Here is a 16,883-nt window from a genome sequence, read left to right as displayed (position 1 = left end):
GCTAGAGACTTAGCAACTTATACCAACTCAGAAATTACTATTACCGGACGTAAACCAGAAGCAAATATTAAAGAATTTCCTATTTCTGGAGTGAAATATTTAGCTCTAGACTTAGCAGATAAAGAAAAAGTCAAAAATATTATTCATTTCTACAGTAAATCTTCTAAATATCAATTAACTAAAAAATGACTAACCAAGTTTTAATCATAGGTGGATATGGCAGAATTGGCAGTAGTGTTGCTAGAGACTTAGCAACTTATACCAACTCAGAAATTACTATTACCGGACGTAAACCAGAAGCAAATATTAAAGAATTTCCTATTTCTGGAGTGAAATATTTAGCTCTAGACTTAGCAGATAAAGAAAGAGTCAAAAATATTATTCATTTCTACAGTAAATCTTCTGAAAATTTAGTTATTCACTGTGCAGGTCCGTTTCATCATCGCGATGCTAATGTTCTGAAAAATTGTATCGAAGCTGGTATTGATTATGTCGATGTTAGTGACTATCGAGGATTTACTCGTAAAGCTTTAGAATATTCTGAAGCTGCCAAACAAGCTGGAGTTACAGCAATTATTAATACAGGAATATTTCCAGGAATTTCCAATAGTTTAGTCCGTCAATCAGTAGAACAATTTGATGAACCAGAGGAGATACATTTAAGTTATGTAGTAGGTGGTTCCGGTGGAGCAGGAGTAACAGTAATGCGGACGACTTTTTTAGGTTTACAAAATCACTTTGATGTTTGGATAAATGGTAAATGGCAATCTGTTAAACCTTATAGCGATCGCCAAGTTATTGATTTTCCATCTCCCTACAGAAAAATAGGTGTTTACTGGTTTGATCTGCCAGAGTCTTTGACTTTAGCTACTTCTTTTCCTGTAAAAACTGTAACTACAAAGTTCGGTTCTTTTCCCGATTTCTATAATCATCTGACTTGGATGACTGCTCATTTATTTCCTGTTAGTTGGTTAAAGAATTCAGGGGTAATAGAATTTTTGTCTCAAGTTAGTTATAAAATGACTCAATTTACCGATAAATATAGTGGTACTGGTGTAGCAATTCAAGCAAAAGTTATTGGTAAAAATTCAGGAGAAAAAGCAGATTTTTCCTCATCAATTATACATAAAGATACTGCAACTGTTACGGGTATTGGTACTGGTGGTATTGCCGAATTAATATTATCTGGAAAATTGAATAAACCGGGAGTTTGGTCTGTAGAAAATAGTTTGTCTACGGAATTATTTGAAGGGGTAATGAAGAGTCGAGGTTTTGTGAAAAATCATGACGATCAGTCTGTGATTTATCAACTCAAGAGTTAAAAGTATTTTGGTATAATTAATATTGTTGTAAATTCACTAGCCAGAAAGCTAGTTTGTAAGACTATGTATATCGACTTTAACAAGTATGACTATTCTTTAATAGATAAGAGTGAAAGAAGTACATATATAGAGAGGGATAAAGCAGCATATAGAGAAATTATTTTAGAATGGTTCAATAGTAAAGTTGATGAGATTGTTGAAAGAAAGTGGTTGATTGAAGATATTCAATATTTAGCATCAGTAAGTGATTTTATCAAACTTTTAAAAGAAGCATAAAATTTATTTTAGTTTGGTTTTTATACTGGGTGTATTGCACTGACAAGTATTTCAGTTGAAGATTTTACCAAATTTTTAGCTACTCAATTGGGAGTAGAAAAGTTGCTTGATAAAACTCAGTTTGAGAGAATAAATAGTCTCAAAAAAGAAGGTCTTATTAAAGAAGATATTTATGATAGTCTAGATTTAATCAGAAAAATAAGAAATGATTGTCTACACTACAATCAAGATTTCAAGAGAAAGACTAATGATGAGTTAAAAAGTGATGCTATAGAAGTTTTAAACTTATTCAAGAAAATTCTCAAAGAGTTGATTGGTTTTCCATCAACGCCAGAAGTAGCAATTGATAATTTTACGAAAGTTTTAGAGGAAGCAGCAAAGCAGTCTACATCAAAGAATAATGAGTCTGTTAAAAACTTTGAGGACATGAATTTAAAGCTGAGAAATGCGGCTTCAATTCTTCTGGGAATGCCTACAGCTTTTCATCCAGATATAAAAATAGTTATTTATTCAAAAATTTATAAAGTCTGGGAAATCGATCTAGACATTAATCCCCCAGAAATTACCCTTGAAGATTTAAGTAACAACTTTCCATTTTTTGTGGATTTACAAGAAAAAGACAAACAACTTTTAGAAAGGGAAGGAATTAAAGAGGGTGATATTATTCAGGCAAAAATTAGATCCGAAGTGAGCAACACTGGTCAGACAGAAGCTTGGAAGTTTCTACACCTACGCAAGATGTGAATTAAGTAGGTAGACAAAATTATTTGTATATTTGCCGTGTATTTACTAATCGGCTATATTCCCTTTAGCTTTTACCTATTGACTCTTGCCTACCACCGCCAAAATATTAAATTAATTCTGTCCAGGTACTTATGAATCAGAAAAAACTACTTGGCAAAACAATATCATATATGTACATTTCATGTATATTTCATATAGATTTATACCGTAATTTAGTAGATTAAATCATTAGTTTAGTTCTTATTTATCGGCATTTAGGACGGGTTTAATTACCAATCTTCTCGGACTTATAAATTATAGAATCTAATCTATCGTAACTTCTCCTTTAGAGATTGTGGCTAGGACATCTATAACTTTTGGCATTAAAATTTTCAAATCTACTAAACGATTTGAAGGTGCTTGTAAAACAATTACTGCAATATCTAACTGTGGTAAATATAATTGAAATGATAAGTTGCGGTCAACTTTAATAAACACATCAAATTGTGTTTCTCCAAGAGCAAGAAAAGGAAAATTATTATGTCAGACCATCAAACCAGTTATACAATTAACTCAATGCTAGGTCGCCTCTATTTAAAAAACGAGGTTTTTCAGTCATTAGACCTGGAAGCTCAACAATCTATTGTTAAAGATATTTTGAAAGAGTCATACAATTCAGATGTGAATCTTGGTGAAATTTTGAGTAATGAATGTTTTTCAACATACCAAGAAACTGACGAAAAAAAGAACGATTAGCAGAATATTTCAAATCTGTTCTTATATCATGTCCGGATAAGAGCACGATCAAAAAAACTTTCTCCTTCTTCTCCTTCTTCTCCTCTTGTTCCTTCTTCTTTCTTGTTTCTTCCCTCCTGAGGGCTGACTCGGTCTGACTGAGGACTCCGTCGTTATTTATAAATGTTTAACCAGACATTATATTATTGTGGAAAAGTTAAAAATAACGTAGAAGATTATGGTCAAGAATATTTTAGACAAGGTTTTTGTCTAAATTGTGCTAATCAAGTATTTTCAGCAGATGAAATAGAGGAAAGAAGAGCAGATAAAAAGTAAAAAAATTTGTCTAAAATGTAAGCATTCAGCTATTAGCGGTCAGCTCGAACACAATAATACCATTTCTCAAAAATATTGCTATATTTGATTAGGTTGGGAAGTGTGGGGAGTGTGGGAGGTGGGGGGAGAAGTAAACATAAGAATAATGAACATTAACCGGCTAATAATTACGGAATAATTTAAAGGAGGGAGTTGAAATGAATTATCAACTATAAAAACTTTTGTACCAAGATTTAATCTGGCTCTATTAATACAGCTTTGAACCCACACCAAAAGCAGTAGCTAATAGTTGATAGCTGACGGCTGAATGCTTACAAAAAAACTTTTTGAATTAGGCTGAAAATTAAAATATAGCAATCCTCTAATCGGTTGTAATATTTTGGTGGTAGTTAGGAGTCAGGAGTCATAATTTTCAAGGTTTTAATTATAATTAACTATTATAAAAACTGTCACAACTAATTTAGGATTGCTATATCCAATTAAATAATAAATTACGATAATGTCAACAACAAAACTATCAGTTCGAGCTACCGATATTGCTGAATATATTCGTTATCAATCATGCGATCGCCGATTTAAGTTAAAATATAACGATTATGAACTTGCTAAAAAAGATATTCCTTTTTCTAACTTAATTTTTGCTACTTCTTTAGACCCAGTTTTGGAAGAGGAAGGTCGAAGAAGAGAAAATGAATGGGAAACTTCGCTGCAAAAAGATGGCTTTTTTGACTTAACTAAAATGAGTAAAGAGTCTGACGAAGAAAATAAAGCAACTGAATGGAATGAGTTTGTTGAAAAGCTGAAAAATTTGCCAGAAAAACAAAAAGCTTATGGACGAGAAATTTCTATAGAAGGAGATCTCGGAGAATTTTATATTTCTGGAAAAATTGATTTTGTAGTTTTGCTCTGGGAAAATGATGAACCAAAATTACGATTAGTTGAAGGTAAAGCATCTCGAAAAGACCGGACTTATCATCAAGTACAGGTTGCTTTATATCAGATATTGGTACGTCAGTTAATAAGAAAAAATTCAATCAATATCTGTGGGATAAAACTCAAACCAGAAAATATAGAATGTGTTGTAGTTCGGATTGATGAAAATACTAATAAAAGTCAGGATATTATAAAATCCTCAGCCTTAAATCTAGATACAATAGAAGCTGATATTAATCGTCTTCTAGCATCTGATGGTGTATTAAAGCGGATAGTTGAAACGGACTTATCCGATCTAGATTATCAGCTAGACCAAAAATGTAGTGACTGTACATTAAGCGTTCATTGTTTAGCTGAAAGTGCTAGAGAAAAACGTTTAGAATTGTTAGGAATAGAATCATCAATTGTCAGAGTATTAGTAAGCATTCAGCTATCAGCAGTCAGCTATCAGCAATTAGTAATAAATAATTACTTCTCAGATTTTGTCCTGAGACTTTGGCAGTAACTTTTTACTCTTTTTCAATTTCAAAGGTTGCTTTTACCTTCCCTAAAATTAATAGCTGAATTTCGCAGTTCCTCTGTAGGAGGCTAGCTAATAACTGACGGCTGAATGCTTAGGAGTATTACATAAGGCAGGTGTTAAGAATCTTGATGATTTATCTGAACTTGATTTAGAAGGAACTCAAGCGATTGAAATTCAAAAAGATACAAGTTTTACAGAGAATTTAGAGTTACTTAAATTAAAAGCAAAAACTCGTAAACGGACTCTTCCTGATGGAAATTATAATCCAGATACCTATGAAGTAGAAGCACTGCCAAAATATTCAGGTCAAAGTCAACTTCCCGAACATATTATTAATGGGGAAAGTCTGATTCGAGTCTATCTTTCTGTTGAATATGATTATGTCGAAAATAGGATAGGTGCCCTGGCAGCTCATGTTACTAAAAGTCAGGGAAAGTTAGATCCAAAATTTGATAAAAATGAAAATGGTAAATGGCAACCCGACCCTAAAATTAAAGAATATATAGAAGCAGGAAAAGATGAAAATAATCAACCTATTTACCAAGACAAAGAACTAGAAGGAGAAGATTTAATTGAATTCCAAACATCAGCATGGACAGGAGAATATAAAGAAGATAACGGTTCTGAAAAACAACTAATACAAGGATTTTTATCTAAGTTAGTTGGTAAAATCGCAAAGGTAGCTAGAACAGAAGAAGCTCCCATTCATTTTTATGTTTGGTCACGTCAAGAAATGACCCAATTAGTTGAAGGTTGTTCTCGTGTTAGTTCCCAACTTCTGAGTAATTTACGGGAGTTACTTGGTTGTCGAGAAAGTTTAGAACAACTAATTTATTCTTGTCTTTATGATGAAGTAGATCGTCGTTATGCTTTGGGATGGACGGGTAGAGATTTAGCAGTTGTAACTTCCCTTAAATGGTTTGGCAGACGTTATCATTGGCGACGAGAAATCAACGGAAAAAATATTAATTTAGACCAAGTTTTTTCTCAAGATATATTTGACTTTAAAACTAATTTAGAGATAGATAGTAATAATCAATGGGCTACCTCAAAATCAAATCCTGACAAGATTCGTAAACACCAATTTGAAGTGAGGCTAAGATATTTTAATTCTTTCAGTGCAGCTTATTGGCGTGCTTATTGGAGAAAACTTCCTAACCCTAATGACCCAAACCTTCAAGCAAAATTAAAAAAATCTATTGAACGTTACAATGAAGCAAAAAAACCAAATTATTTAGAAGAATATTTTCGCGCTCGTACTCATGCTATTAGGTGGGTTGAAGAGGGAATTAGGTTTAAAAATCCAGAGATAATCAAAGAACCTTTAATTATTGCTAATTTACCAGATTTTAATTTAGGTGTAGATAATGCTGCTCAAGCAGCAATAGATTTTCTCCGTTTAGATCAACACGTTAAAGTAACAGATTGGATTACAAATAATTTAGTTCCACCTATCTATCGTATTTCTTCAGGACGAACAATATCTGTTAGAAATATAAAGTCCGATAATAATAGGTTAACAGCAGAAATTAATCTTGATGGATATAGTATTACTCCTGAACTTTTACAGGCAAATTGTACTATTGATGAAGGTTCTTTTGTTAGGCTTAGTCCTTGTTCTGAAAATCCACATAAAGGTCAAACAATTAATCAACTTTTGCGTGGTGGAAGTACCTGTATAGTAAATGAAATAAATTGGGAAACTAAGCTGATAGAACTATCTCCTATTTTTAGCCAGTCCGATAGATATAAGTTATTTAGTAATTCTTATAGTAATAGAAATCAAGAACAAATTTTTACAAATGCTACTCTTGATGAAAGTCCCTCAGATTTTATAGCTGGAAAAGTCGATGAAAAATTACAGAATACTCAAGGAAATCATGTTTGTCGATGGCTAGCTCCAGAAAACCCTCAAATTCCACCACAAATTATTCCTTTAGAACACGATTTAAAAAAACATCAAAACTTTCTTAATTCCTTACCATTAGCAAATAATAAAAAGCTCGATGATAAGCAAATAGAAGCAATAATAAATGGATTAAAAACTAGGATTCAACTTTTACAAGGTCCACCAGGTACAGGTAAAACAGAAACAACAGCGATCGCTACTTTTTTAAGAATTTTGGCACGAAGTTCTCCTGGGGATATTATTCTTATTACTGCCCATACTCATCAAGCTGTAGATGAATTATTATTACGTTTAGACAACCTTTTACCTATTTTGAATCAAAATGCGACGAATTTAAACTTCAATTTACCTTCAATTCAACTTAGTAGAGTCGATCCTAAAAACAACGAGGATTTTCACAATAAGAATGTTAATTTATTTTCTTCAAAACCTTGTGTAAGTGATGTTAATAGAATGCGTAAAAATAATATTTTAGTAATTGGAGGAACAACCAATGGAATTTTAAAAATGGTTAATGAATTGAATCAAAGAAAGAAATTTTCAAAAGATTATCCCCAAGGTTTTAAAACAACGACTCTTATTGTTGATGAGGCAAGTATGATGGTATTTCCTCACTTTCTAGCATTAGCTACATTAGTCAAAAATGATGGTGAAATAATGTTAGCTGGAGACCATCGACAACTTACCCCTATTATTACCCATGATTGGGAAAATGAAGACCGTCCTCCTGTAGTATCTTACCATCCTTATGTTAGTGCATATCAGGCTATTCAAAACTTAAAAGAAAACTCAGATACTCAAATTCCTGATGAAGCAATATTATGTTCAGCTTTGAATTTTAGCTTCCGTTTACCGCCAGTTATTCGCGAACTTATTGCACGGCTTTATAGCAAATTAGATAATATTCAATTACGAGGCAAAGAAACAGATAAAAATATAGAAAAAAAGGAAATAAATGGCACTTGGGAAAAACTTTTGCCAGGAAATAGAGGTCTTTATCTTGTTCTTCATTCTGAGCGTAAGTCAAGACGTAGCAATCAAATAGAAGTAGAAATAATTAAACAAATTATTGATGGAGGTGGAGAAATTCCTGATGGAAGTATCGGAATTGTTACCCCACATCGTGCCCAAAGAACTCTACTTAAAACAGAGTTAGCAGATTATTATGAAAATGCTATTGATGTGATAGATACTGTAGAAAAATTCCAAGGTGGTGAACGTCCAAATATAATTGTTTCTGCTACAGCAAGCGACCAATCTGCAATTAGTAAAAATGTAGAATTTATCCTGAATCTTAATCGCTCAAATGTAGCTTTTTCTCGCGTTAAAGAAAGGTTGATTGTTGTTTGCTCTAAAACTCTATTAGATTACATTCCAGCAGAATTTGAACATTACGAAGAAACAATGTTGTGGAAATCTTTACGTTCCCAATGTTCAGAACTTATTTTTACTGAAACTGTTAATGAACATAAAGTAGAAGTTTTTACACCTCCTTTAGCACAAATAAGTAAAAATTTAAACGAACAGCAAACTCTGTAGAATTCAACTATATAAAAATGCTAATGGCTAGTTTATCTTCCTTTACTAAAATTAGCCATTAGTAGTAAGTTCCTATACAAAATTAATTACACATCCTAATTTTTCTGTTTCCTATTCCCTCTCCCAACTAGGAAATTTATTTTACACAACTACTTAAATAATATTGATACTCAAATACTACTAGTACAGCACGGCGTAAATAAGATACCCATATTATGAGAGAATGGATAGAGCTAAGATTAATGTCTAAAAGAGTGTGTAATGGGTGTGCTATTTAAGCCAATGTGTACTAGTAACATTATTTTGACTCAGCAGTAGTATTACCTTCTTTTTCAGAGCGATAGAACTCCGTTCCGCTTACACGATAGAACTCCGTTCCGCTGACGCGAACGCCTATTTTTTCTATCCAATTAAATAACCGCTTCGATACCTTTAGTTTGCCGTTGATAATTTCGTCAGATAACATAATTGTGCTTGCCAATATAGATAGACAAATTATACTCATAACTACCAACTTCCTAATTAAACTAGACCGTACAGTTTGAATATATTTATTGTAGCAAAAATTTTGATAATGTCAAAACAGCAGAGGAAAAAATTCTCAGGAGAAAAGCTAATGGCCAAAACGAAGAGAGCAGAAAAATCTCATAGGAGTGCTTTAGACAAAGCAGAACAAATACTCAGAGGTGCAATACCAGAATTTCTCAAGAATGGTTATGCCTGTACAAGTATGGATAAAGTAGCCAAAGCAGCAGGAGTATCAAAACAGACATTATACAGTCATTTCACAGACAAAGAAGGATTATTCACAGCATTAGTCAAGCGGATAGCTACTAAAAAATATAACTTTGTTTGCTCACAACCACTAGAGGGAGAACCGAAAGAAGTATTACGGAATTTAGCAGATCGAATACTTACAGAAAATATTAACGATTCAGAATATTTAGAATTTGTCAGATTAATTATTGCCGAGTCAGGAAACTATCCAGATTTATCCAAATTATTTTTAACTCAAATAGCCAAACCAGCAGTAGAAATTGTCACAAAATATCTGCAAGAAAATCAAGAACTAGACCTAGAAGATCCAGAAGCAACAGCCAGAATATTTGTTGGTTCTTTAGTATATTTTATCCTGAATCAAAAAGTGCTGCATGGTATAGAGGTAATGCCAATGACAGCCGAACGTTATGTTGATAACTTAGTAGCATTAATTGAAAGGAAAAACAAAATATAGCAATCCTATTTTATTTGTGTATAAAAATCTTACTGCTTTTAGGAAACACTTAACTGGGAACACTTAACACTTAACTGGCGGGAGTTTCAGTTTTTTTATCTACTTTTTGATTACCCGCAACCTATGCGCGGATTGCTATAAATAGTGACAACTTCAAAAATGAATAACTAACATAGACTAAGACTGCTTTTGTTTTGGGAATAAAGGAGATAAATGGTCAATAATTAATAATTAACAATTAATAATTAATAATTACCTCTCCTGAAAGCGGATAGGATTGACCAAAATGATTTTTTTTCTTTTTTCTCCACGGCGAGTGAGAGGCTTTAGACCTTAATTATTCGGTAGAAGGAATAACTTAACTAGGAAAGGGAGAAAGCTTTTAAGCCATCATCTCATACCTTCGGCGCTAACTCCTAATCCAAAATTTACAGGAACAAAAAAAATCATCTATTTTAGTTAAGTAAAATCTGCCAAATTACGCTACCCTATAACTTAAAATAGAAACTACCCTATAAAATTATTCATTATCCAATAAGTACCAGGACATAAATAAATACCACTGTGTTAAGAACGATTAACAAAGCCGAAACTCCTTTTATCAAAATAATTGAATCATTAACCCTGCCTTGATTGGCGAAATGTTCTTGGAGGGTTGCTCGCGCATCCCCGTGACAAAAACAACTTCTAACTTCTGACTTCTAACTTCTGACTTCTGACTTAATTAAGTTTCCTGTTCCATAACTTCACAGTTAAGTTTAATTTTGTCCGACTACTTAAACAAAAATTAACACTTAAAGACAAACAACAAAGATGACCACACCAATTGTTGCCTTACAACAACCAAAAGATATCTCCCTAGGAGAAATAGAAGAAGAACTAAGTAAAATCTGGCTTAGTCAAAATCAAGGTAAAGCAACCTCCATTGCTACAAGAGCTGCCACCTTTAGCATGGTAGTTTATGAACCAGAAGAATTCCAACAATTACTAGGGGCGCTAGGATTCTATAATGGTCCAATTGATGGCATTCATGGGCCACAAACCAGAAATGCAGTTAGAGAGGCACAAAAAATTTATCAATTGCCAATTACAGGTAGGGTAGACCCCGAAACCCTAGCTAAATTGCGCTCAGAGTTTGCTAAACAACCAGAAGACCGTCAAAAAGTCACAAATATAAATCTTCGGGGGTTTAGTATGGCAGATGCGATCGCCACTCAAAACCCCAGTCGCGTTATGACCCTATGTCCAACTATGGGGGAAGAAGATACAGGAGTTACAGCTCAAGTATCTGCCTATTGCCCAATTCAGAAGCAAAGTAACTCCAATTTAGTTTGCAGTGAATATGTCACCCTGCGGGGGACAAAATCAGCGATGCAAAGGGTAGATGAAACAATAAAATCATTAATGATTCCCGATCTACCAAAATTTGTCTGGTGGAAAGCGACCCCTAACACAGAACAGCAATTATTTCGTAGTTTGTGTGAGACGAGCAACTGCATAATTATGGACTCCTGTTACTTTTCCGATCCAGAATCAGAATTTTTAAAGATGCAGGAATTGATTGAAAACGAAACTTATATTGCCGACCTCAACTGGCATCGTCTATCTGCTTGGCAAGAATTAATTGCTGCTACTTTTGACCCTCCAAAACGACGAACAGCTTTATGGAAAGTTGACATTATTACAATTGACTATGAAAAAGGAAATGCTGCTCAGGCGCTAATGTTTTTGGGTTGGTTTGCTAGTCGTCTGAATTGGAAACCAGTGTCTTATACCGAATTAGGTGGAGATTATGATATTGCCCATATAAAATTTACTGGGGGTAATGATAAGGAAATTTTGGCTGAGTTAGCAGCTATTCCTACTGCTGACTTTGGTGAGATTCCAGGAGATTTAGTTGGTTTACGTTTAGGTTCGAGTAATCCAGATGTTGATGTTGATTGTTGCACAATTTTGTGTTCTGAAACTACTGGTTGTATGCGCTTAGAGTCTGGCGGTAAGGCGCAGTCTTGTTTGACTGAACAGGTGACAGCATTAAGCGATCAGAAAGCAGAAGCTTTGATGGCACAACAGTTACAACGTTGGGGTCGGGATGTTTTGTATGAGGAGAGTTTAGCGTTGACAGCACAAATGCTGCACTTAAGAAGTTAGGGAATCGGGGGAGCAGGAGAGAGTAGTGCTGTGAGACAGTTAAATCTACTCTCAAATCTAATTTTCCTCTACTTCTGATATCAAACTTTGCTAGTATCGGTATTATAAAACAGCACAGAAAACGGGTTTGTGTGAGCATATATCGGTATTGTGGAATATCTAAATTGATATTTTTTTTCATCCCTGGATTCACACCTACGGCAATAGTAGATATTTTGTTTTCTCTACACCAGTTGATTAAATATCTAGCTGCTTTATTGACAGCAATGCATGAGGATGCTGAGGTACAGTCATAAGACTACTTTTATATTCCCCGCTCCCCACTCCCCGTTCCCTGCTCCCAGTTAAGTGTTCCCTGTTCCCTAGGACAATAAAACTTTGTACCTCACGCGGCTCCGAAACTGCTGTAAGTAATCTCTAACTTTATTGTTTCGATTTACCATAATGCTAATTTGCTTTTTGGTTAAACCTTTGATGCCTTATTTATCTTGATAATGACTGCAATCTAGAATTTTCCTTGTTGTAGGACTGGTTGATTGATTTTAGCTTTCTACCGTCCAAAATAAACGATTACCCAGTATTTGATACACAAGTTGCATCTATTATCTAAACCAAGGTCTATTGAAGCGTACATTATCAGATTTTACTACTAGCTGTGGTTCCTCTTCTGTAATGAATTCAACTTCAAAAAACCTAGCATCATATCTGGGAATTATCCGAACTTCCTTGAGATTTCTACCCATCAATCTTTTAGGAAAAGGGATTTTTACTGCACCATATTCAGCCTTAAATTTTCTAGACATTGGGATATTAAAATACCCATCGGATCTCTCACAAATTGATTTGATATACTCCTCAGTGCCACCAAAATTAGAGTGATATTAAAACAATAGAAAAATCCTAGTTTTCTGAGAAAACATTGAGTCCATCAATAGAATCTTTCATCTCAAAACAGACTCAGTAGATCGCAAAGCCAGTTTCAGTGCTTCATCAAATTAAGAGGTGTCGAGTCCCCATAGATTTGGTGGCCTTTGAAATTCCTTGACAACCCAAATTTATTGTCCTAACTACAAGATACAGTGCTATAATATTAAACTTGCTTACCATTTCTTCGAGATTCCCAGTCCCCATTGACCTGTCACAAAGATATATAGCAAAAATGGGTCAGGATTAGTATTACTATGTAGTTCACCTACCTGAAAATTGCTATAAGTACTATTGTTTGAGTAAATATTACTATCGTTATGTGGTAGAAGCCCCAGTTAAAATATCTATAATCTTAAATACTAATTTCAGAAAGACCATAGCTAAAGCTAGTTGCTCAGTGAAACTCTTATTCCTTTGCTCCAAGAAGTACAAACCCAATAATTGAGTAGACTTATACCCTTACTTTGCCAGACTTATGCGAATTAGGTATAACTTGTCTGTCTGGGTTTGAGTTCCTATACCTAGCCCAACCTAACTACCGGAGGATTTTAGATGACAATGAACCAGAGGACTACAGAAAATTCCCAAAACTCCAGGTTTAAAGAACCTGTTTCTGTGGACAATCTTGCCGAAAATTTGATGGAAGACTTGTTCGATGATATTGACCGAGTATTGGATGGTGGTAGTCGTTTACCAACTGAAGTAACTCGACCAGAAATTGTTTCTTTGACACCAATTAAGGTGCCTCAAATAGTTTTGCCTCAAAAGAATACTCAATCTCAAGACCCTGAAAAAGAAGCAAAGGCAAAATTAGCTCAAGCACAAGCAACCAAAAAAGAAAATAAATCATTAGATAAACTACTTTTAGGAGCAGCTTTTGCATCTATATTAGTAACTCTCTGTTTGTGGTTAGCAACTAGAGGTGGATTTGATAAAATTTTAGACTATTTAGGTTATGTAGAAAAGCCTGATTCATCAGGAGAAACATTGAATCCTAAAGCAGCAGCAGATGCAAAATTTGCAGATTATATCGAGCGCTCGCTCAAAATGATTGAGCAAAAAGAGGCGACTCAGAAACAACAACAACTTCCGGGTGTACCACCTGCTCCATCTAGTAACAATTTACCAAAAGTACCAGTATCGGCTAACCCATCCATAAATACTAGCTTACTCTTACCGCTCAACCGATTGGTCGATCTGATGGAGGCACAAGTAGCAAAAGAACCTGTAACCATTCCGGAAACTAAAGTAGTAGTAATTCCCCCTATTCCAACAGCGGTAGCAGTTACACCGAAATCTGAGCCATCTTCCCCAAAGCCATCAGCAGCATCTGCATCTAACGCTTCCAAATCTGAGCCATCTTCCCCAAAGCCATCAGCAGCATCTGCATCTAACGCTTCCACAGAAGCTGCTGAAAAAGTTCAAGAAAAATCGGAAGCCGAAATAAATGCCAAAGCAGAAGTAAAATCAGAAACTAAAGCTAAAGTTGATAGCTCTAGCTCGGCGAAAGCTGAAGCAAAAACAAAACCGGAGACTCCAGCCAAAACAACGGCAAAACAGAAACCAGAACCAGAACCGGAAACAACAGCACAAGCAGAATCTCAAACAGAAACACCAACACAACCAGTATTATTACCTCCACCTCCAACAGCAGAAATACCTGTGGCGGAAATAATCGCAGCTAGTCAAGTTCAAAGCCCTATTAATACACTGGTAGGTATCTTGGAGTTAGGCGAACGTTCTGCTGCTCTATTTGAAATTGATGGAGTGGCCCGTCGGATATATGTCGGAGAGAGTATTGGTGGTAGTGGTTGGACTCTTGTCAAAGTAGCTAATCAGGAAGCTGTGATTCGCCGTAATGGTGAAGTTCGTTCTGTTTTTGTCGGGCAACAATTTTAGTTATAAATGTCAGAACTTATACCAATTCACTTTAGGGATGTCACAAATAGTTTCCAACTTTAAAATGTCAAATAATTTCCCGAAACTATTATCTGATTGGAGTTTTTAGTCGATCGAATCTAACTTCTGACTTCTGAGTTTTGATTTCTGACTTTAGTGAAACGGTATGAGTAGTGTATGCCTATTACGGTATGGTAATGGTAATATGACTCAAAAATAAAGTTAATAGTCTCTCCTTGGATAGGGGATGAAAAAAATCAACTTCAGTACATCAAGCCTCTGGCTTCAGCTAGAGGTACTGATAACTGATAACTGAATTGCGCAGTTCCTCCGATAGGAGGCTAACTGATAACTGATAACTGAAATGACTTATGGGTTTATTTGACGATTTTAGCCAATTTCTCGAAAACAGACTTGAAGAGTTCCTGCAGAATAACCCCCATTTAGAACTACAGGCACTTGAAGAGCAATTACGCCAACAAGAAGAAGATACTCTGCGCCTCATCGCACAACTCCAGCGCCAAGAAAAAAAATTAGAGCAAGATATTCTCTCGACTGCCCAAGAAGTTAAGCGTTGGCATAACCGAGTCGAAAAGGCACAAACAGCTAATAGACTAGATTTAGTCCAGGCTGCCCAGGAAAGAGAAGCATCTTTTTTACGGCAAGGTAATCAACAGTGGGGACAGATGCAAGGATGCAAGCAGCGCATCCAACAAGCGAAAGAACTTTATCATCAGATTAAACAACGTCGTGAGGAGGTACGAGCAAAAGCTGTTGAAGCTGAGGCTACTCGTTATACTGCCAGGAATGAAAGACGCTGGGAAACTGATGGCTGGAATCAAACCAGTTCCTATAATTTTGGTAATTTATTCGACCCATTAGAGGAACAGTTTAAAAGTCTGGAAACAGATGAAGAGCTGGAAAGAATGAAGCGGAATATGGGAAAGTAGTTGGATATTTATTATGTCAGGGAATTATTAAATTTCCTGACCTTGTTAGATGCGGGTGTAACTAATATATTAGATATCTGGTGAAAAAGATATAGATTTTTAGATGGAACAGCTCCAGAGGGCAAAAAGCAAGAGGCACTCTTGCAAGATATTTTTAGGAAAAAGGTACAAAAAATGATGTTTAGGGTGACTTTTACAACTCTATTGCTGTCCTATCCAATGGTTAAATAAAAGGCTTGTTTATTTTCTAGAGATGTCTATTGATTTAAAATAGGAGTTAATTATGAATATTGGGAAAATAGGAAAATGGTCGGTTATCTATCAGAATGAAAAGGTAATTAATCACACAAAAATTATTTGTACTGCCGTATCAATACCCGGATTATTTCCACTAATAATTATGGAAGAACGAATAGGTGAAGAAGAACAACGTGGTTATGGCGAGAAAAATTTCAATTTGTCTGAAAGACAAATTATTGACTGTAGTGGAAAAACAAATGCAGAAGTAATAGAAATGGCTGTAGATATATTTAGAGAAAACTGCAAAAAATTTGATAAAAATTAATTGCTAAAATCACAAGTATATTCTACAAATAAAGTTATGTAATCAGTAAATATTAAGCGTTACTAATTATAGTTTGATAATCATCAATAATACTTGCTTTTATTAATAGCTATGACATTAAAAAATAAATAATTTTATTCGTAGATAGTAAGGATTTTTTATATTATTTAGGGACTTTATTAAAGCTGATTTGTCTGATGATTAATGGGAAATTAAACTGTTAACAAAAAATCATCATTACCTTAATACTAAATCTTTAAATATAGCACTACACATTTAGGTGTTTGAAATTGCTAAATCCCGTTTTGCTACGCAACATACTTTGCGCAGCATTCTGTAGGAAAACTCAAAGTGTTTCCCCACCGAAAACTCACGAGCGAGATTACTTTTAACTTCTGACTTACCCGTAGCACTATAGATTCTGAGTTATATCATGTCCGTTTAATTAGTGATAAAAAACTTTCTTCTCTTCTTCCTTCTTCTTCCCTCCTGACTCCTTTATTGTTATTTATAAGAGACTGAATGTATCAGGAAATATAAAAAGAAGATAGGGAACACTTAACTGGGAACACTTAACTAGTAACAGGTATGGAGGTATGGAGGGAGGAAGAAATCAAGGCAACTATTTGTCAGTTAAAAATCTAGGAATATATGTACCTTTCCACCTCTGGTATCTACCAAATTTCAATCCCTTGAAGTACTAGCGCTTTTAGATTTTAGTCACTACCCATCTCTCTTAATACTTATTTTACAAACAGTCTCTAAGTATTCAACCGGACATGATATTAAATATAATATTCCTTCTATAAACCGGATTTGCTATAATTGAGTTGAGAAAATTGGATTATGTAAATAATCAGA

At 34.6% G+C, this 16,883-nt stretch carries 16 protein-coding genes and 1 pseudogene; 13 read left to right on the top strand and 4 right to left on the bottom strand.

Translation table 11 applies throughout. The annotated features are described in order from the left end of the window. The 4 genes and pseudogenes from F6K22_RS09040 to F6K22_RS09025 form a co-directional block, all read left to right on the top strand. Positions 1-189: pseudogene (locus F6K22_RS09040) on the top strand (saccharopine dehydrogenase); the annotation flags it as partial. Continuing rightward, the gene (locus F6K22_RS09035; protein ID WP_293096105.1) at positions 186-1,322 is read left to right on the top strand and encodes a saccharopine dehydrogenase family protein; all 1,137 of its coding nucleotides are present in this window, start codon (positions 186-188) and stop codon (positions 1,320-1,322) included. The pseudogene F6K22_RS09040 and the gene F6K22_RS09035, both read left to right, overlap by 4 nt. Before the next feature lie 63 nt (positions 1,323-1,385). Next, positions 1,386-1,598, top strand: a complete 213-nt coding sequence (locus F6K22_RS09030; RefSeq protein WP_293096102.1) for a hypothetical protein — start codon at positions 1,386-1,388, stop codon at positions 1,596-1,598. A 102-nt stretch (positions 1,599-1,700) separates the two neighbouring features. Continuing rightward, positions 1,701-2,342 (top strand): hypothetical protein, encoded by a 642-nt coding sequence (locus F6K22_RS09025; RefSeq protein ID WP_293096099.1) that lies wholly within the window; start codon positions 1,701-1,703, stop codon positions 2,340-2,342. 303 nt (positions 2,343-2,645) lie between these two features. Here the strand turns inward: F6K22_RS09025 and F6K22_RS09020 are convergent, their stop codons facing one another. After that, positions 2,646-2,819 (bottom strand): hypothetical protein, encoded by a 174-nt coding sequence (locus F6K22_RS09020; protein ID WP_293096096.1) that lies wholly within the window; start codon positions 2,817-2,819, stop codon positions 2,646-2,648. Between the two features lie 42 nt (positions 2,820-2,861). Here F6K22_RS09020 and F6K22_RS09015 point away from each other — a divergent pair, with 42 nt between their 5' ends. From F6K22_RS09015 to F6K22_RS09005, 3 genes are all read left to right on the top strand, one after another. After that, positions 2,862-3,077: a hypothetical protein gene (locus F6K22_RS09015; protein WP_293096094.1), complete on the top strand. Its 216-nt coding sequence runs from the start codon at positions 2,862-2,864 to the stop codon at positions 3,075-3,077. A gap of 162 nt (positions 3,078-3,239) precedes the next feature. Further along, positions 3,240-3,392, top strand: a complete 153-nt coding sequence (locus tag F6K22_RS09010) for a hypothetical protein (protein WP_293096091.1) — start codon at positions 3,240-3,242, stop codon at positions 3,390-3,392. 499 nt (positions 3,393-3,891) lie between these two features. Further along, the gene (locus tag F6K22_RS09005) at positions 3,892-4,830 is read left to right on the top strand and encodes a PD-(D/E)XK nuclease family protein (RefSeq protein WP_293096088.1); all 939 of its coding nucleotides are present in this window, start codon (positions 3,892-3,894) and stop codon (positions 4,828-4,830) included. A gap of 555 nt (positions 4,831-5,385) precedes the next feature. Here the strand turns inward: F6K22_RS09005 and F6K22_RS09000 are convergent. Continuing rightward, positions 5,386-5,553: a hypothetical protein gene (locus F6K22_RS09000; RefSeq protein WP_293096085.1), complete on the bottom strand. Its 168-nt coding sequence runs from the start codon at positions 5,551-5,553 to the stop codon at positions 5,386-5,388. Between the two features lie 28 nt (positions 5,554-5,581). Here F6K22_RS09000 and F6K22_RS08995 point away from each other — a divergent pair, with 28 nt between their 5' ends. After that, positions 5,582-8,296 (top strand): AAA domain-containing protein, encoded by a 2,715-nt coding sequence (locus F6K22_RS08995; RefSeq protein ID WP_293096082.1) that lies wholly within the window; start codon positions 5,582-5,584, stop codon positions 8,294-8,296. 298 nt (positions 8,297-8,594) lie between these two features. Here the strand turns inward: F6K22_RS08995 and F6K22_RS08990 are convergent, their stop codons facing one another. After that, complete coding sequence (locus F6K22_RS08990) at positions 8,595-8,762, bottom strand: hypothetical protein (protein WP_293096080.1); 168 nt, start codon at positions 8,760-8,762, stop codon at positions 8,595-8,597. Between the two features lie 150 nt (positions 8,763-8,912). Here F6K22_RS08990 and F6K22_RS08985 point away from each other — a divergent pair, with 150 nt between their 5' ends. Together F6K22_RS08985 and opcA are read left to right on the top strand one after the other, a co-directional pair. Then, the gene (locus F6K22_RS08985) at positions 8,913-9,530 is read left to right on the top strand and encodes a TetR/AcrR family transcriptional regulator (protein ID WP_293096078.1); all 618 of its coding nucleotides are present in this window, start codon (positions 8,913-8,915) and stop codon (positions 9,528-9,530) included. 813 nt (positions 9,531-10,343) lie between these two features. After that, complete coding sequence (opcA, locus tag F6K22_RS08980; RefSeq protein ID WP_293096075.1) at positions 10,344-11,681, top strand: glucose-6-phosphate dehydrogenase assembly protein OpcA; 1,338 nt, start codon at positions 10,344-10,346, stop codon at positions 11,679-11,681. A gap of 602 nt (positions 11,682-12,283) precedes the next feature. Here opcA and F6K22_RS08975 read toward each other — a convergent pair. After that, positions 12,284-12,484, bottom strand: a complete 201-nt coding sequence (locus F6K22_RS08975) for a hypothetical protein (RefSeq protein ID WP_293096073.1) — start codon at positions 12,482-12,484, stop codon at positions 12,284-12,286. A gap of 676 nt (positions 12,485-13,160) precedes the next feature. Here F6K22_RS08975 and F6K22_RS08970 point away from each other — a divergent pair. From F6K22_RS08970 to F6K22_RS08960, 3 genes are all read left to right on the top strand, one after another. Beyond that, entirely contained in the window at positions 13,161-14,507 is a 1,347-nt protein-coding gene (locus F6K22_RS08970; RefSeq protein ID WP_293096070.1) for a hypothetical protein, read from the top strand. Positions 14,508-14,878: 371 nt separating this feature from the next. Beyond that, positions 14,879-15,457 carry a TIGR04376 family protein gene (locus F6K22_RS08965; RefSeq protein WP_293096067.1) on the top strand — a complete coding sequence of 193 codons (579 nt, stop codon included), beginning with the start codon at positions 14,879-14,881 and terminating at the stop codon, positions 15,455-15,457. A 283-nt stretch (positions 15,458-15,740) separates the two neighbouring features. After that, positions 15,741-16,022: a hypothetical protein gene (locus tag F6K22_RS08960; protein ID WP_293096064.1), complete on the top strand. Its 282-nt coding sequence runs from the start codon at positions 15,741-15,743 to the stop codon at positions 16,020-16,022. The last annotated feature ends 861 nt before the right edge of the window (positions 16,023-16,883 follow it).

The organism is Okeania sp. SIO2F4 (assembly GCF_010672385.1).
Classification (GTDB): domain Bacteria; phylum Cyanobacteriota; class Cyanobacteriia; order Cyanobacteriales; family Microcoleaceae; genus Trichodesmium.
The sequence above is the reverse complement of the archived record's forward strand: the minus strand, read 5'-3'. Positions and strand labels throughout refer to the sequence as shown.

Bases quoted from the DNA above. Each gene is read 5' to 3' on its own strand.
- F6K22_RS08995 (WP_293096082.1), top strand. From the start codon at position 5,582: ATGACCCAATTAGTTGAAGGTTGTTCTCGTGTTAGTTCCCAACTTCTG.
- F6K22_RS09015 (WP_293096094.1), top strand. From the start codon at position 2,862: ATGTCAGACCATCAAACCAGTTATACAATTAACTCAATGCTAGGTCGC.
- F6K22_RS09035 (WP_293096105.1), top strand. From the start codon at position 186: ATGACTAACCAAGTTTTAATCATAGGTGGATATGGCAGAATTGGCAGT.
- F6K22_RS09010 (WP_293096091.1), top strand. From the start codon at position 3,240: ATGTTTAACCAGACATTATATTATTGTGGAAAAGTTAAAAATAACGTA.
- F6K22_RS08990 (WP_293096080.1), bottom strand. From the start codon at position 8,762: ATGTTATCTGACGAAATTATCAACGGCAAACTAAAGGTATCGAAGCGG.
- F6K22_RS09030 (WP_293096102.1), top strand. From the start codon at position 1,386: ATGTATATCGACTTTAACAAGTATGACTATTCTTTAATAGATAAGAGT.
- F6K22_RS08985 (WP_293096078.1), top strand. From the start codon at position 8,913: ATGGCCAAAACGAAGAGAGCAGAAAAATCTCATAGGAGTGCTTTAGAC.
- F6K22_RS09000 (WP_293096085.1), bottom strand. From the start codon at position 5,553: ATGGGAGCTTCTTCTGTTCTAGCTACCTTTGCGATTTTACCAACTAAC.
- opcA (WP_293096075.1), top strand. From the start codon at position 10,344: ATGACCACACCAATTGTTGCCTTACAACAACCAAAAGATATCTCCCTA.
- F6K22_RS08975 (WP_293096073.1), bottom strand. From the start codon at position 12,484: ATGTCTAGAAAATTTAAGGCTGAATATGGTGCAGTAAAAATCCCTTTT.
- F6K22_RS08970 (WP_293096070.1), top strand. From the start codon at position 13,161: ATGACAATGAACCAGAGGACTACAGAAAATTCCCAAAACTCCAGGTTT.
- F6K22_RS08965 (WP_293096067.1), top strand. From the start codon at position 14,879: ATGGGTTTATTTGACGATTTTAGCCAATTTCTCGAAAACAGACTTGAA.
- F6K22_RS09005 (WP_293096088.1), top strand. From the start codon at position 3,892: ATGTCAACAACAAAACTATCAGTTCGAGCTACCGATATTGCTGAATAT.
- F6K22_RS08960 (WP_293096064.1), top strand. From the start codon at position 15,741: ATGAATATTGGGAAAATAGGAAAATGGTCGGTTATCTATCAGAATGAA.